Origin of the sequence: Lacibacter sp. (assembly GCF_035299325.1) — a bacterium.
Taxonomy (GTDB): Bacteria; Bacteroidota; Bacteroidia; order Chitinophagales; family Chitinophagaceae; genus Lacibacter.
In genome coordinates this window covers 118,007-134,803 of record NZ_DATGWT010000029.1, presented here as the reverse complement: position 1 = coordinate 134,803, position 16,797 = coordinate 118,007, and the positions used below count along the sequence as shown (strand labels likewise).

General features: G+C 40.8%; 16 protein-coding genes. 12 read left to right on the top strand and 4 right to left on the bottom strand.

The window, feature by feature from the left end; translation table 11 throughout:
- The first annotated feature begins 101 nt into the window (after positions 1–101).
- The 3 genes from VK159_RS17610 to VK159_RS17600 all read left to right on the top strand — a co-directional run bounded on the left by VK159_RS17610 (position 102) and on the right by VK159_RS17600 (position 2,648).
- Complete coding sequence (locus VK159_RS17610; protein ID WP_324231480.1) at positions 102–869, top strand: hypothetical protein; 768 nt, start codon at positions 102–104, stop codon at positions 867–869.
- 230 nt (positions 870–1,099) lie between these two features.
- The gene (locus VK159_RS17605; RefSeq protein WP_324231479.1) at positions 1,100–1,780 is read left to right on the top strand and encodes a hemerythrin domain-containing protein; all 681 of its coding nucleotides are present in this window, start codon (positions 1,100–1,102) and stop codon (positions 1,778–1,780) included.
- Between the two features lie 28 nt (positions 1,781–1,808).
- The gene (locus VK159_RS17600; protein ID WP_324231478.1) at positions 1,809–2,648 is read left to right on the top strand and encodes a hypothetical protein; all 840 of its coding nucleotides are present in this window, start codon (positions 1,809–1,811) and stop codon (positions 2,646–2,648) included.
- A gap of 54 nt (positions 2,649–2,702) precedes the next feature.
- On the opposite strand, the gene VK159_RS17595 is transcribed toward VK159_RS17600, so the two are convergent.
- Positions 2,703–4,100, bottom strand: coding sequence for an MATE family efflux transporter (locus VK159_RS17595; RefSeq protein ID WP_324231477.1), 1,398 nt, complete (start codon positions 4,098–4,100; stop codon positions 2,703–2,705).
- Positions 4,101–4,372: 272 nt separating this feature from the next.
- On the opposite strand from VK159_RS17595, the gene VK159_RS17590 reads away from it, so the two are divergent.
- Positions 4,373–4,987: a PsbP-related protein gene (locus VK159_RS17590; RefSeq protein ID WP_324231476.1), complete on the top strand. Its 615-nt coding sequence runs from the start codon at positions 4,373–4,375 to the stop codon at positions 4,985–4,987.
- A 67-nt stretch (positions 4,988–5,054) separates the two neighbouring features.
- Here the strand turns inward: VK159_RS17590 and VK159_RS17585 are convergent, their stop codons facing one another.
- Positions 5,055–6,566, bottom strand: a complete 1,512-nt coding sequence (locus VK159_RS17585; protein ID WP_324231475.1) for a peptide MFS transporter — start codon at positions 6,564–6,566, stop codon at positions 5,055–5,057.
- Positions 6,567–6,717: 151 nt separating this feature from the next.
- Here VK159_RS17585 and purD point away from each other — a divergent pair, with 151 nt between their 5' ends.
- From purD to VK159_RS17545, 8 genes are all read left to right on the top strand, one after another.
- Complete coding sequence (gene purD, locus VK159_RS17580; protein ID WP_324231474.1) at positions 6,718–8,022, top strand: phosphoribosylamine--glycine ligase; 1,305 nt, start codon at positions 6,718–6,720, stop codon at positions 8,020–8,022.
- 192 nt (positions 8,023–8,214) lie between these two features.
- Positions 8,215–9,243, top strand: a complete 1,029-nt coding sequence (locus VK159_RS17575; RefSeq protein WP_182803849.1) for a rod shape-determining protein — start codon at positions 8,215–8,217, stop codon at positions 9,241–9,243.
- 44 nt (positions 9,244–9,287) lie between these two features.
- Positions 9,288–10,136 carry a rod shape-determining protein MreC gene (mreC, locus tag VK159_RS17570; RefSeq protein ID WP_324231473.1) on the top strand — a complete coding sequence of 283 codons (849 nt, stop codon included), beginning with the start codon at positions 9,288–9,290 and terminating at the stop codon, positions 10,134–10,136.
- The gene (locus VK159_RS17565; RefSeq protein WP_324231472.1) at positions 10,133–10,663 is read left to right on the top strand and encodes a rod shape-determining protein MreD; all 531 of its coding nucleotides are present in this window, start codon (positions 10,133–10,135) and stop codon (positions 10,661–10,663) included. The genes mreC and VK159_RS17565 overlap by 4 nt, the downstream gene beginning before the upstream one ends.
- Positions 10,664–10,695: 32 nt before the next feature.
- A complete protein-coding gene (mrdA, locus tag VK159_RS17560) occupies positions 10,696–12,786 on the top strand; it encodes a penicillin-binding protein 2 (RefSeq protein WP_324231471.1) in 2,091 nt (696 codons plus the stop codon).
- Positions 12,786–14,129 (top strand): rod shape-determining protein RodA, encoded by a 1,344-nt coding sequence (gene rodA, locus VK159_RS17555; protein WP_324231470.1) that lies wholly within the window; start codon positions 12,786–12,788, stop codon positions 14,127–14,129. Before mrdA ends, rodA begins: the two co-directional genes overlap by 1 nt.
- A gap of 54 nt (positions 14,130–14,183) precedes the next feature.
- Positions 14,184–14,477: a hypothetical protein gene (locus VK159_RS17550; RefSeq protein ID WP_324231469.1), complete on the top strand. Its 294-nt coding sequence runs from the start codon at positions 14,184–14,186 to the stop codon at positions 14,475–14,477.
- A gap of 77 nt (positions 14,478–14,554) precedes the next feature.
- Positions 14,555–15,298, top strand: coding sequence for an MBL fold metallo-hydrolase (locus tag VK159_RS17545; protein WP_324231468.1), 744 nt, complete (start codon positions 14,555–14,557; stop codon positions 15,296–15,298).
- A 268-nt stretch (positions 15,299–15,566) separates the two neighbouring features.
- Here VK159_RS17545 and VK159_RS17540 read toward each other — a convergent pair whose 3' ends face one another.
- Both VK159_RS17540 and VK159_RS17535 read right to left on the bottom strand, forming a co-directional pair.
- Positions 15,567–15,995, bottom strand: a complete 429-nt coding sequence (locus VK159_RS17540; protein ID WP_324231467.1) for a hypothetical protein — start codon at positions 15,993–15,995, stop codon at positions 15,567–15,569.
- A 20-nt stretch (positions 15,996–16,015) separates the two neighbouring features.
- Positions 16,016–16,786, bottom strand: coding sequence for a hypothetical protein (locus tag VK159_RS17535; protein WP_324231466.1), 771 nt, complete (start codon positions 16,784–16,786; stop codon positions 16,016–16,018).
- Positions 16,787–16,797: the final 11 nt, after the last annotated feature.

Genomic DNA, 16,797 nt, shown 5'->3' with positions numbered 1-16,797 from the left:
GCCTTAATACTGCAATTCATGCACAACAGTATTTCTTTCTGCTGCTGTCCATAACATCTTTGTGTCGTTAATCATTCAATCATTAAACCTCAAACAAAACAATGAAACGGTTTTTTATTTTAACTCTGTTGGCAGGCACCATTTTAACTTCCTGTAAGAAAGAAGACAAACAAAAAGTATTTAACGGTCCGGTAGTTCCATTTCAACACGGAAAAGCGTGGACATGGTACGAAGTAGATGAAACTGATAAACCACTTCGTTTAGCTGTTGCTATTGATGAAGCAGCAATGAGCAGTCTCGATCGTGGCGGCGATAATAACGGCGGACATGATCACAGCAATAATGTTACATTACAGTTTCATCCTAAAGTGAAATCAGTATTCAATCATGTTGGTCTTGGATGGAACCCGCATGGTCATGAACCGGAATTCATTTATGGATTGCCTCACTTCGATTTTCATTTTTATACCATTTCACCTGCAGAGGTAGATGCAATTCCTCCATACGAAGTTGACAGCAGCAAACACAAGAACTGGCCTGCACCTGCGTATTTCCCTGCTACTTATTTCAATCCCGGCGGTGGTGTTCCAAAGATGGGTGTACACTGGCTCGACTTTACTTCTCCTGAATTAAGCGGCGCACCATTTACCCAAACATTCATCTATGGTTCTTATGATGGTAAAGTAACATTTTATGAACCAATGATCACAGAAGCTTTTATTTTAGCTAACTCCGGTTTTGTGCGTGATATTCCTCAACCGGCGAAGGTTCAGGCAACCGGTTACTACCCAACCAAAATGCGCATTGAAAAGATCGGTGGTATTACAAATATTATTCTGGAAGGATTTGTATTGAGACAGGCATCGTAAAAGCGGGTTCACTCCGTAAAGTGATCACTGCAATCTGAATCATGAGAAATAAGCCGGGAGTGCCGTAACACTCCCGGCTTATTTATTTTATCAGGATGGCATATGCGATTTTTTTAGTCATCAACATTTCATGCAGCAAAAAAGCCAACTCATCACATCATGCGTTTTCCATGCAGCAATTGTGCATCAATTTTACATCATCATCATTTTTTCACCATTAAACCTTATTTATGAAACGTTACAATATTTTCAACCAGGTACATAAAGGTCTCCGTGCATTACTTTATGAAACCATCATTAAACTGCAGCAAACAGATTTTACCGATGCAGAAGATGCTGATGAAGCTGTACAGCAGGTAAAGATCATCCTCGATCTGTTTGATGAACATGCGCATACAGAAGATACATTCATACTGCCGGCTATTGTAGAGTATGAGCCATCCGTTGTTGATGTGTTTGCACAGGAGCATGTAAAAGATCTTGCACTCAGCAATAAACTCAATGGCTTGTTGCAGGCTTTTTCACTTACGATTTCTCCCGATGCTAAACGTGAAATTGGCGCTGCCATCAGCAACGCAGTATTTGAATTCATGCTGTTTAACCTTGAGCACATGAAGAAAGAGGAAGATGTGCTGAATAAATTATTATGGCGCTATTATGATGATGAAGTATTGCACGGCATCACCATGAAGATTATTGCACACGTTCCTGCCGATAAAATGCCTTTGTACAATAAATGGATGATGCGTGGTCTTTCTAACACAGAAATTATTGACTGGTTGAAGCAGGTAAAAAATAATGCGCCTGAATTTGTCTTTAACTCCTATGTTGACCTGGCTGTAAATGAACTGGCAGAATGCCGTTGGCAAAAAATACAGGAACAACTTACTGAAGGAGCTATGCTCGCCTAATCATTACTAAATAATAAACACCATCACAATGAAAAAAACTAATTATATAGCCAAGGGCTTTAAAGTGTTAAGTATTGCTGCTGTAATAACAGTAGCAAGTTGCTCACTTATTTCGTTCACTGTACGTTCACTGGGCGATGATTTCTTAAAACAACTGGGATTAACAAAGCCCGGTGCTGAAGAAAAGATCAGGCAGGGGATTCTGGGCGGTTCGCTTGATACGTATGGTATCAAGGGTATTAAGAATATCGCAGCAGGTAACCGTGCTGCGGTGGCAAGCGATATTCTCTCTTACACAAAAAAATATGTAAGCACAGCCGACTTTATTAAGAACTACAATGAAATGCGGGATTATTATAAACCTAAATTTCAAAAATTGCAGACACCTGAAGAAATGCGTGCGGAGGCCGTTGCTAACCAGAAAAAAGGGATAGCTCAATTGGAAGAAACCATTAAGAAAGCAGATGCTGCTAACAAACCAATCTTTGAAAAAGTACTCATTAGTGCTAAGGAAGATCTAAAGAAAGTGGAAGATCCCAATAGTAAACACAATGCTGCCTATGCAAAAAATTACGAGCAGGCGGTAAAACAAAATCAACAGAATTACGACAGGCAGATAGCTGATTGGGAAGCAAAATATCCATCGAATCATTTACTGTATGTGAAGAAAAGACTGCAGGAGTTTTTAATTGAAACAGCTGATATTGATTTTGAAGCAGAACTTATTACGAAGAATGGTAAGAAGTATTTTGTAAACCGGGCTTACGAAAGCAAAGGCAACCGTTGGAAAATGGCTTTTCGTGCAGGAAAGGATGTTATTACAACAGCAAGAACGTTTACTGAAAAATGGATGAGCGAGATCAAATAATATTGACAGTCGGTTTCCTGGTTAAAGCCCCCGTTGCAACGGGGGCTTTGTTTTTTATACCTGTACTGTTTTCCATTTGCCTTTTTTGAAATAATACCAGGCCATTAATGCAATCAACGTTTCTGCTACAGGTATGGCAATGAATGCACCGGTTGATTTCAGATCAAGTCCTTTTGCTAATAAATAAGCAAACGGTATCTGGAACAACCAGAAGCAAATAAAATTGATCACCGTTGGTGTTTTGGTATCACCGGCTCCATTGAGTGCCTGCACCATCACCATACCAATGCCATAAAAAATATAACCGGCACCAATAATCTGCAATGCTCTTGCACCATAGGCAACAACGGCTTCTTCCTGTGAAAAGATGCGGATGATTGGTGTGGCAAAGAATACAAACAACACTGTTACGAAGCTCATGAAAATAGCGTTATACTTTGCTGCGAGCAAAACACTTTGCTCTGCACGTTGTATTTCTTTCGCACCAAGATTTTGTCCAACCAATGTTGCTGCTGCGTTACTTAACCCCCATGCAGGTAAAATAAAGAACACTACATTACGGATGGCTATCTGGTAACCTGCCGATGCTGTAGTGCCGCCACTTTCAGCAACTAATTTTGCCAACACGATCCAGCTACCGGTTGCAATAATAAATTGGAACGTTGCGGGTGATGCTATAGTTGTGAGTGAACGGATCAATGGACCATCGAAATGAAAATGTTTCTTTTTCATTTGCAATAAACCACTGCCTTTAAACAAATGCCAGCATTGATAAGCCACACCTGAACTTCGGCCAAGTACCGTTGCAATAGCAGCACCTTTCAAACCCATAAAATGAATGAGAATGGGGCAGAGGATGATATTCAACAAGCTGGCGATCCATAAACTTTTCATGGCCATGGCTGCATCACCTGCTCCCCTGAAAATACCATTAATCAGGAAGAGAAGAAGGATCACAACACTTCCGCCCAACATAATGCGGGTGAAAATTGCGCCTTCTTTTACAACATCACTTGCAGCGCCCATTAACTGTAAGATCTCGCTTGCATAAATTACTCCAATGATGCTGATGACTATAGCAACGCTGATGCCCAGCACCATTGCCTGTGCACCGGCATGTGCCGCAGCATCCGGATTTTTTTCACCAATCCGTCTTGCTACAACTGCTGTGGCAGCAGTACTTAAGCCAATGGCAACAGAGTAAACGATCATGATCACCGATTCTGTTAAGCCAACTGTAGCAATGGCATTTTTGCCCAGCTTGCCTACAAAGAACATATCCACTACTGCGAATACGCTTTCAAGGCTCAGTTCAAGGATCATGGGAATAGCCAGAAGAAACACGGCTTTACGGATACTGCCCTGTGTATAATCCTGCTCCTCACCATTGAGTGATTGTTTAAATGTTTGATAGATATATGATAGCCTGTTACGGTTATTAATCGTCGTCATGAAAAAGGTTTAATAGTATATAAAATGGAATAGCTGAAGTGTTACTTCAGGTAATTGGTGTTTCGGCGTGAGTGTCTTTTATAAAAAGACAGTAAGGAACTTCATATGCGTAGAAATAAGAGTTGCAAAACTAATCTTTTTCTTTTTTAATCAAAAACATGGTTGTTGACCAATGGAAACTATCCGTGGAAGACGGTATTTTAAGCGGTTGACAGGGTTTTCATTGCATGATGTGAAACAAGTTTGTACTTTTATACCACAACCATCAAGAAATGAAAAAGTTAGTCGTAGCCCTTATCCTTGTTGTGTCTTCTGCTGCTGCATGGGCGCAGCCGGCACGTATTCCGGTGAATGACCTGAATACAGGTACCAACAACAAGCCAAATAATAACACAACAAACTCACCCAACACTCCCTCTACAACCAGTAGCGAGTTAAAAAAGTATAGCGATCCGAAAGGCCGTTATACCATTGGCTATCCCGGCGATTGGAAGTTTGATGACAAGTCAGAAAATGCTGTTTTTAAATTAACGTCACCGGCAGAGAATGAAGACGATAAATTTTTCCAGAACCTCAATCTGCAGATCGAAGAAATAAACTCCGGCACCACGGTTGATGATTATGTAAAAACAAATATGGATGCAGTAAAAGGTTTGGTGAAAGGCTATCGTGAAGTTTCATCGATGTTCTTTAACCGGAACGGGTCACGTGCTTACCAGATCATTTACAAAGGAAAATATGGTGAAATGACAAGTGAGATCCAGATCAAACAATTGTTCTGTGTGAACAATGGGAAAGGTTATGTACTCACTTATGTAAGTAAAGAAGGTGAACGTGATGCATATGAAACAACGGCTAATAAAATATTCAACTCATTCAAATTCTAAGAAAGCCTTTTATAAATAAAGAGGGCGGTCGCAAAGCGACCGCCCTCTTTATTTTATTTTAGTTTGACTATTGCTGATCCGTATGCATCATCGTCTGTAATTTCTTTGTAAGGAGAAAGAGAATGAGCGATGCTACACCTGCCATCACTACAAAAAGCATGAAGAAGTCATAATTGTCATTCATTTCATACCCCAGGAATGTCTTAGTTTTTCCATCGGGATATAAAGCACTTAATACTCCAGCAAGCTTATTCGCAAATGCGTTACCTAAAAACCAAACAGCCATCAATAACGATGCATACTTAAATGGTGCAAGTTTGTTTGCTAATGATAAACCGATCGGCGACAAGCAAAGTTCACCCCAGGTGTGCAACGCATACATTCCTGTTAACCAGATCATACTTACTTTAATTCCTGTGCCAACATTCTTTACTCCAAATGCGATCCACAAATATCCAATGGCAAGTAAGAATAAACCAATGGCCATTTTTGTTGGAGCGGAAGGCTCGTTTTTGCCAAGTTTTATCCATAACCATGCAAAAACCGGGGCGAACGCTACTACAAATATTGAGTTAAGTGATTGGAACCAGCTTGCTGGAACAGTAAAAAAGCCAAGGTCACGTTGGGTTTGCTCTTCAGCAAAGAAAGTAAGTGACGCACCAGCCTGTTCAAAGGCACTCCAGAAAAAGATCACAAAAAATACAACGGTGAAAAGAACGATCACCCTGTTCTTTTCAAATTTGTTCAATGTTTTGTCGGTCATTACCATCACAAAAATCAGAATAGCTGAACCGGCAAGCAGATAAGTCATGTAGCTTACCACTTTCGCATCAATATAAAGCATGCCGATCGCTAATGCCGAAAAAGCTGCAAGGCCAAGAATAATAGCAATCGGTTTTATCCAGATGGCTGGCGAGTTTGTCGGAGTAAGACCAAGCACTTTATTATCAGGGCCAAGCACATATTTTTTATGAAACATTAATTGCACAGCCACACTTATCAGCATACCAATACCGCCGGCTAAGAATGCCCATTTGAAATCAGCAGGGTCGCCGGTGTCGCCAACAAGTCCGCAAATAAACGGACCAAGAGCGCCACCCACATTAATACCCATATAGAAAATGGTATAAGCCGGGTCAATTCTTTTATCGTTCTTAGGGTACAGTTGCCCAACGAGCGACGAAATATTCGGCTTGAAAAAACCATTACCGGCAATCATTAAACCAAGGCCGGAAAAGAACAATAAAGAAGATAATTCCGGTGAAGAAGAGTAAGTTGATCCGCAAAAGAATAATAAAAATTCACCTAAGGCCATTACAATACCACCTGCTATGATCGAACGTTGGTTGCCCCAATAACGATCTGCAATATAACCACCAATTAAAGGAGTGAGGTAAACTAGACTGGTGTAACTGCCATATAAATTAGAAGCAAATGCTTTATCGAACATCAAAGCTTTGGTCATGAATAAAACCAGTACGGCACGCATGCCATAATAGTTGAATCGTTCCCACATTTCTGTGCCAAATAAAACCCAAAGACCTTTCGGATGTCCTTTTTGTGCCGTTGTTTCGCTCATACAATTGGTTTAAGTTTTTTTAATCGTGGAGTGCCGAAAGTAAGGAATAAATGGAAACGGCTAATCACTGTTCGCATTCTTGCAGTTTTGATGAAAGGTTTAGGAAGTTGCAGCAGTATAGGCTAATTTCGGGCCTGAAGTAAAATCCGACATGAATATACTACTGCTTGGCTCCGGTGGCCGTGAACATGCCTTATCCTGGAAATTTGTACAAAGTCCTTTGTGTGATGAATTGTATATCGCTCCCGGCAACGCCGGCACTGCTTTGTGCGGCACCAATATTTCTTTACGGGTGGATGGTGATTTTGAAGCGATGGAACAGTTCTGTCGTTACAAACAGATTCACTTGATAGTTGTTGGTCCCGAAGATCCGCTGGTGAAAGGAGTGTATGATCATTTTGAAGAAGCACATAAAACCAACCCTTTTGCTGAAGGTTGGTTAGGTGTGATCGGGCCATCAAAATATGCAGCCCAGCTCGAAGGAAGTAAGGCCTTTGCCAAAACCTTTATGGAGCGCCACAATATCCCCACTGCTTCTTACAAAGAGTTTACCGACGAGAATTTTGATGAAGGCCGTGAATATCTCATGAACCATGCGTTGCCTGTTGTGTTGAAAGCCGACGGACTGGCGGCAGGTAAGGGAGTGATCATCTGCAATAATCATCTGGAAGCGGTTGCTGAATTTGACATGATGATCAATCAGCACAAATTTGGTGATGCTGGTAAGAAAGTGGTGATCGAAGAATTTCTGAATGGTATTGAAGTAAGTGTATTTGTGTTAACCGATGGCAAAAACTATTGCATTTTGCCCGAGGCCAAGGATTACAAACGGATTGGGGAAGGCGATACCGGTCTTAATACGGGTGGCATGGGTGCGGTAAGCCCGGTACCTTTTGCAGATGATGTGTTTATGCAAAAAGTAAAAGAGCGGATCATCGAACCAACTATCAATGGCTTTAATCAAGAGGGATTTGTTTATAAAGGATTTGTGTTTATCGGTCTCATTAAAGTGAACAACGAGCCTTATGTAATTGAATATAACTGCCGCATGGGCGACCCCGAAACAGAAGTGGTGATTCCACGACTGAAAAATGATCTTGTTGAAATGCTTGTTTCAACAGCTAAAGGAGAAGTAGATCAAATCAAAATCGAGCAGGACCCTCGTTTTGCTGTAACAATGGTAGCTGTAAGCGGCGGGTATCCAGGCGATTATATTAAAGGTTATGAAATTACCGGCCTCGATCAGTCAAATGAAGAAACAGTCATTTTCCATTCCGGTACTGTGGCAGAAGAAGGCAAAATCGTCAGCAATGGTGGCCGTGTGCTTACAGTTACTTCTTTTGGAAAAGATGTGGCTGAATCGGTAGCAAGATCAAAGCAGGTACTTGAAGGTATACGCTTCATGAAAATGTATTACCGCAGCGATATCGGTTATGAGTTCATAACAACTAACTGACAAGCGTAAACGAAGTTTTAGAAACACCCGTTTTGTTTTTCATGCTATTGATGAAATGCTTTGCAGGCAAGGGTTCAACCAGTTTTTAAAAATTTGGCTGGAAAAACACTTACGGGCACGGTTTTAGCGTTGTTATTCCAAATTTTTCACTCAAATTTGCAACCATCGGAATTATAATTTCCAGTAACCAATATGGGACTCTTCAACTTTTTTATTCAGGAAATAGCAATGGACCTGGGTACCGCTAATACCCTCATTATACATAACGATGAAATTGTGGTGAATGAGCCATCCATCGTTGCTCTCGATCGAAATAACCCCAAGAATGTGTTGGCTGTGGGTAAGAAGGCATTGATGATGCATGAAAAAACCCATGAAAGCATCCGCACTGTTCGTCCGTTGAAAGATGGCGTAATTGCCGATTTCAATGCGGCTGAGTTAATGATCCGTGAACTCATCAAATTAGTATTGACCAAAAAGCCTTTGTTCGCCCCAAAATGGCGGATGATGATCTGTATACCTTCCAGTATTACCGAAGTGGAAAAAAGAGCTGTGCGTGACAGTGCCGAACAGGCCGGCGCACAGGAAGTATATCTTCTTCACGAACCAATGGCAGCAGCCCTTGGTATTGGTATTGATGTGGAAGAACCGGTTGGTAATATGATCGTTGATATTGGTGGTGGAACTACCGGTATAACTGTAATTGCCCTTGCCGGTATTGTTTGCGACCAAAGTATCCGTATTGCAGGTGATGAATTTACGGCTGATATTATGGAAGCACTTCGTCGCTATCACAGTTTACTTATTGGTGAACGTACAGCCGAGCAAATTAAAATACAGATCGGTGCTGCTATGAAAGAACTGGATAGTCCGCCCGATGATATTCCGGTGAACGGTCGTGATCTTGTAACAGGTATTCCTAAGCAGATCATGGTAAGCTACCAGGAAATTGCTGAAGCTTTGGATAAAAGCATTTTCAAAATTGAAGAAGCTATCCTGAAAGCACTTGAGATGACTCCTCCTGAGCTGGCTGCTGATATTTACCGTCGTGGTATTTACATCACCGGTGGTGGTGCCTTGCTCCGTGGCTTAGATAAACGTCTCAATCAAAAAATTAAATTACCTGTTCATATAGCTGATGATCCGCTGAAGAGTGTGGTAAGAGGCACAGGTATTGCACTTAAAAATTACAATCGCTATCCGTTTGTGATGCGCAATTGACTGGGACATCTATAAACGGAAGAACCAATTAAAACCCACCTTTCGTGCGGAATCTTTTTGCTTTTATCAGGCGCTTTTCGGTTTTGTTGTTTTTCCTGCTTTTACAGGTAGTGAGTATGTCCCTGCTTTTCAGGTATAATAAATTTCACCAGGCCGCTTATATGGATACCGCCGGTGAAATAACCGGCAGGATTGAAAAACAGTACAGCAAAGTGAGCGGTTACTTCAGTCTAAAAAAAGAAAATGAAGCACTGCGTAAACGACTGGCCGAAGTACAAAACAAACTGGCTGAAAATTTTCAAAGCCCCGATACTACACAACGTGTTGTTACAGATTCAATCCCTGTAGATACAACCGGTGTTTTGCGTAAGTATCTTTATATGGAGGCTGCTGTTGTAAATAATTCAATTACTCAGCCTAATAATTATTTCACCATTCATCGTGGCAGTAAACAAGGGGTGCAACCTGGAATGGTAGTGATTACTGCCAGTGGAGTTGCAGGTGTTGTGCTGGATGTAACGGAAAATTTTTCTACGGCCATGAGTATGCTGAACAAGCAAAGCCGCATCAGTGCAAGGTTGAAGAAAACAGGCGAGAGCGGACGTATTGAATGGGATGGAAAAGATCCAAGAATTGTGCAGTTGCGTGACATACCAAAGAGCGTAAAGCTTGCAAAAGGCGATACTGTCCTTACAAGCCAATACTCCGATTTTCCTTCGGGTATTATGATCGGTGTTATTGAAAAAGTGCTGCTTGAAAAAAGTACCAATAATTACCTGTTGTATGTTCGTCCTGCAAATGATTTCAGCAGCTTGCAGAATGTATTTGTGGTGGCTAACCTGCAGCGTGAAGAACAACTTGAACTGGAAAAACGCACCAAGCAAAAGAAATGAGCAACCTCTTACGAAATATCATCCGTTTGATCTTATTCACATTGTTGCAGGTGTTTGTCCTTAACCAGGTGCCGCCTTTGCATCAATACATCACACCCTATATTTATTTCCTGTTTATTTTGTGGTTGCCTTTTAGCATCAGTCGCAGCAGTTTGTTATTGGTGTCATTCATTTGCGGCATCAGTCTCGATTTCTTTACAAAAACACCCGGCCTGCATGCTGCTGCCTGCGTGTTCTTAGGTTACATGCGTCCTTTTCTTATTAATCTGCTTGTACCGCAACAAGGTGTTGAGTTTAACTATCGTGAACCTTCTGTTGCAAGTCTTGGGTTTACACAATATGTTACCTATGTTTCTGTACTCACATTGTTTCATCATGGGTGGTTGTTTACCATCCAGGCATTTCAATTTGGCAACATCTTATATCTTTTATTAAAAACATTAGGCTCAACCGTAGTAAGTTTGTTGCTGATAACAGTAATTGAAATTATCTTTATACGAAAGCAGAAGTTTTTAACCAATACCTGATACGCAAATTTTGAAAAACCTTATAAAAGGCCATGGCCGAATTTAATCAATCACGACAAACAACCATCCGTATTATTATAGCAATTGTGTTTGCCATCATCCTTGTACGATTGATGACATTACAACTGTTTACTTCCAAGTATTCAAAGCTTGCAAACGACCAGGCTATATTTCGAAAAATTGTTTATCCAAGTCGTGGTATTATTTTCGACCGTAAGGGCAAAGCAATTTTAGATAATACAACGATGTATGATCTGATGGTTACACCATCGCAATTAAAAGGGGTAGATACTTTCACCCTTTGCCGGATTCTCGAAATTGATACTGCAGAGTTCAAACAACGGATTCTTACTGCTATCATCAAAAATTCACCAAGACGCCCATCGGTATTTGAGGCTTTGTTATCTCCTGCTAAATATGCAAGAGTAAATGAGAATTTGTTCCGGTTTCAACCTGCTTTCTTTTTACAGGAACGACCGATTCGAACGTACCCTTACCGTGCAGCCGCTCATATTCTTGGTTATGTAGGTGAAGTTGATTCGCCCATGTTAAAGCGTTCCAACTTCTTTTACCAGATGGGTGATTTTGCAGGGCGAAGCGGATTGGAAAGTTATTACGAAAAAATATTGATGGGGCAGCGGGGTATTCAATACATCCTGCGTGATAATTTCAACCGGCCTATTGGTAAATATGAAAACGGTGAGTTTGATACTGCTTCTGTTGCAGGTCGTCATCTCAACACTTACATTGATGTGGAAGTGCAACAACTTGCTGAGAAATTAATGAATGGCAAAGTTGGAAGTGTGGTGGCCATTGAACCAAAAACAGGCGGCATCATTGCCATGACATCGGGCCCGACTTATGATCCTAACGAGTTAACAGGTTCTGAATCGAGAAAGAATTTCAGCAGATTGTTTTTAGATCCTGCATCGCCGTTACTGAATCGTGGTATGCAAGGTGTTTATCCTCCGGGTTCAACCTTTAAACCATTAGGTGCCTTAGTTGCTTTAGATGAGGGATTAATTACTCCTGAATTTGGTTACTCCTGTTTTGGACGTTACGGTCCTTGTGGCCGACCAGCATGTACACACAGTAATGCCGGCCATGCTGCCAATTTAAGTTTATCCATTGCCAATTCCTGCAACTCTTATTATGCGCATGTATTTCGAATGGCACTAGATAATAATAAGATTGGAAATATTGAAGGTGGTTTGATGAAGTGGAAAGAATATATGTCGGGGTTTGGATTAGGTCATCGGTTGGGTATTGATCTGCCTGGTGAATACGCTGGTTATATTCCTGATACTGCACGTTACAACAAAGTTTTTAGAAAGGGCGGCTGGAGTTCATGCACCATTGCATCACTAGGTATCGGACAGGGTGAAATACAGGCCACTCCTATGCAAATGGCCAATGCCATGTGTTTAATTGCAAACAGGGGTTGGTATTACACGCCTCACTTTGTAAAAAATATCGATGGTGAAACTGCAGAAGATACCTTGCTCAACAAGTATCGTCAAAAGATCTCACCTCTGCATATTCCAAACGATTATTACCAGGCTGTAATTGACGGTATGGAAATGGTGGTAACCAATGGTACAGCTCGTAACGCTGCTATTGATGGCTTCGCAGTTTGTGCAAAAACAGGAACCGTAGAGAATTATTTCAGAAACAAGAAGCAGCAGAACCATTCATTCTTTGTGGCATTTGCACCGAAGGATAATCCGAGGATCGCTATTTGTGTGGTGGTGGAAAATGCAGGCTATGGTTCAACATGGGCAGCACCAATTGCATCGTTACTGATGGAAAAATTCCTGACCGATTCTATTGCTGGTGATAAACGTAAAGCAGAGATCGAACGTATCAGTAATGTGGTGATCACACCGGCAAAGATCAGATATGAATTGCACAGAAGAGATTCGATCAGACAGTTGAGAGATTCTGCCCAACGTGTGAAAGAAAGACGCATGCGACTTGATTCAACAGCAATTGGTCAGTTGAGAACTGCTCCATTTTCCCCGGCAAAACAACCGGCAAGAAAAGAAAAGCAAACAAAGCTTATTGCTATTATACCAACTGAACGATTACAATCATTTAAAGAGGCGAAACAACGTAACAGCTGATGGAGAAACAGGCAAGCATAGGAAAAGGGGTTGATGCTACAACGGTTTTGTTGTATTACGCCTTAGTGCTGGTGGGTTTTATTGCCATATTCTCTGTTGAGTTTCGTATGGGCGATTCGTTTGTTCAATCATTGCTGGAGTTAAAGAAAAACTATTCACGGCAAGTGCTGTTCATTGGTATCAGCTCACTCGTTGGTGTATTTATTTTATTAACCGACAGCAAGTTCTTTACCACCATTGCCAATCTGTTGTACATGGCTGGTATCTTACTGATGTTATTGACATTTGTGATCGGGAAAGATATCAGTGGTTCAAAATCATGGATCGCTTTAGGTGGTGGCTTTAACTTGCAACCTGCCGAGTTATGTAAAGTATTTACTGCATTGGCGTTGGCAAAATACTTAAGCAGGCAGGAAACAGAGTTTAATAATCTTCGTTCGCATCTCATAGCTTTTGCTTTAACACTCGGTCCTGCACTATTATCTATTGCGCAAAAGGAAACCGGTTTGGCATTGGTTTACTTTTCTTTCTTTTTGGTGATGTACCGGGAAGGGTTACCTGCAATGTATCTGATCGTTGGCTTCTCCTTTGTGGTATTGTTTATCTCATCCATCGTATTGTCGTTTATGGTTTATGCAATTGCGTTGGGCATTATTGCATTGATCATTATTTATTATTTCTGGCGACCGATCAAGCGTAACCTGTTTTTATTACTCGCTATGATCATTATTTATCTCGTGTTGCTGGGCTTTCACATGTTTGTGAATATTGTTGTATTTGATAAGATCATGAAACCTTACCAGGCCGCACGTGTGTTAAACATGTTTGGTAAAAGTTACATTCCAAGATCGGCTGAACGTATTGCACAATTTGAAAAGGAGCAGGCAAGTGGCAAAAAAAGAGATTACACTTACAACGTAAAGCAATCAAAAATCGCAATTGGTTCCGGCGGATTGGCTGGTAAAGGATTTTTAAAAGGTGTTACCACGCAAGGCGATTTTGTGCCTGAGCAGCATACCGATTTTATTTTCACAGCTATTGCTGAAAGCTTTGGTTTTTGGGGCAGCGCTTTGCTGCTCGGGTTATATTTCTTTTTACTTTATCGGATTATAACACTGGCTGAACGACAACGAAGTACCTTTTCACGGGTGTATTGTTACAGCGTGGCGGCTATTCTTCTCTTTCATGTCATGATCAATATCAGCATGACAATTGGTTTAATGCCCGTAATCGGGATTACATTACCTTTACTAAGCTATGGTGGATCATCACTTGTTACATTCACCATCCTGATCTTTATTATGCTGCGTCTTGATGCTGACCGTAGTATGGTGCTTCGATAAGAAGATCAACGTTTGCATGCTGTTCTGTTATTGATCACGTTAAATCCTTCGTGTATGAAAAAATATCTCTGCACATTTTACCTCCCCGATTTACTGGAAGATGATTTTTGGGCAATCATACCAAGTCATCGGCAACATATCAATGATTTAATGCGTGAAGAAGTGATCATTACTTATTCTGTAAATGGCTTACGCACCAAAGGCTGGGTAGTGTTGAATGCTGAGTCTGAAATGGAGGCTGCAGAAATGATCGATAAGTTTCCTATCCGTAAGTATATTCAGTATGAACTGGATGAACTATTCATTTTTGATACCATGATCGGCGCACCAAAACTGGTGATGAATTGATTAAACTTCCTGCCTGTATCTTTGCAACCTGTTACATGAATTCAGGCAACAGCAGTTGCACGTAAATAATAAGATACATGAGAATAATTCCACTTTCAGAAGGTAGTTTCACAGTTGATGGTTCCAAGAAATTTGTTCCTTTTGATCCCGAAAAAGATAATATCAAAGATCGCCCTGCAGGTAGTTTACTGGTTGAAGTGCAGCCATTTGTTGTTATTACGGAGAAAGATATTTTGTTACTTGATACTGGCTTAGGGTTTACAATGCCCGATGGCACATTGCAGATACATCATAACCTCATGCAGGCAGGCATTAATCCAATGGAAGTAACAAAAGTGTTGATGAGTCATTTGCATAGAGATCATGCAGGTGGTGTGAGTAAAGAAGATGCTGTATTACAACAACGTTTCATCAGTTTTCCAAACGCAACATATATTGTAAACAAGCAAGAGCTTGAAATTGCTGTAAGCAAATTATCAAAGTCGTATGCAATTGATGATGTAAGCATATTGCCTCAATCAGATCATTTGCAGCTTGTAGAAAGCTCAGGCGTGATCGATGATTATATTCATTATGAATGGACAGGTGGGCATAGTCCATGGCACCAGGTATTCTGGATAAAAGAGAATAACGAAACCGTTTTCTTTGGTGGTGATGTTGCGCCGCAGTTGTTTCAAATGAAAACAAAGTTTGTTACCAAATATGATTTTGATGGAAAGCTTGCTGCTGATCTTCGTGTGAAGTGGTGGGCACAAGGCCAGAAAGAAAACTGGAAGTTTTTATTCTATCATGATCTTAAAACACCTGTGTTTAGCTTTTAAGGCGAGCACTTTTAAACACAGAATGCACGCTTAAGGCACACATATTTTTTTCTTTAAAGTCATCATTAAACCCGTTGTTTTTGTAAAGTTGTCTGAAGTAAACTACTGGCAGAAGATGGCTTTATTATTTTTATTGGATGGTTGAAATGCAGTGCTGCAGCGGGTTTCAAGGCAAAAAAATAGGCCAACCCTGAAAAGAGTCGGCCGTTGCTAACCTATGAAAAACACCTATTCGCAAATTTATAACATAAGAACCTAAAATTCCAAATTAATTTCTCTTTTGACGTTGCAACATTGGCTTGTTTGGGCGGTTCTTTAACTGATTCAATAACACTCCACGAAACTCACGTTCTGCCTGAAAGAATTTATTCATTCTGGGCTGTCCTATTACACCAACAAAACGATCACGATACTTTTTTCTTACATCTAATATCCTTTGTTCATCATCCACCACATCTTTGTTTGGATTGTTCCGTTGTGTAAGCATTACCTGGTTTACATCACGTTTATATTCGTTGTAAATAGGCCAGAACCGTTGCGCTTCATTTTCAGTTAAGTTGAGCTTACGACTGATGAATGCAATTTCAAGTGCTTTGATCTTTTCATGATCCTTAGGGTCGGGTTGATTTTCCTGTGCATACACATAACCTGAAAGGCTGAATGCAAGAACCAACATCATTGTCATTATCTTTTTCATTGTACTATCCTCCGGTGTTTTTAATTTATTTGTGTGTTAGTAGTGGTCGTTGTTTTTTCAAGTTCTTTCATGAATGATTCAAGAAATTCTTCATCCATGTAATCTGTTTCTTCAGGCAGCTTGCTTTGATCAATTGATTCTTTGATCTTGTCGATATCTTTTGTATCGGCTGTTAGCTTCAGGTAACTTACAATTGCATCATCACTCAATGCAGCCAATTCGTTATTGAATTGCTTTTGTGTTTTAATTGGATCTACGCCGGCTATTGCGAAGGCTACAGAGGTTGATTGTTGTTTCATCACCATATTTATTCCAAACGCAATCATGGTGAATACAACTGCTGCTGCTGCATAACGGATGATCAGTTTGCGGCTGAAGATGGAAACAACTTTTGTTTCTTCTTTCACCTGTTTGCTTACTGTATCTGCCACTGCATCGAAATACCCGTCAGGTACTTCATACACGTTGCTTTTACTGATACCTGCCAACAAAGGCGATAATACATTCAGTTCTTCAGTTGCTGTTTGCTCCGGCTGTGCTTTCACTCTGGCCAGGATTGAATCGCTCAGGGTATCGAAATAACCGGCAGGAACATCCTGCGGCATTTGCTTACCCGCCACCTGTAACAGGGTGTTTTCTTCATGCCCACCTGCCGCAATACGAGCCATGATCACTGAGCTGAGTGTGTCGAAATAAACCTCCGGCACCTGGTAAGGCACCATGGGGTTGATCTGCGCTACAACTGCACTGATCTGCTCCAATTCATTCACTATGTCTTTATTCCTTGTCATTTTCTGTTTCT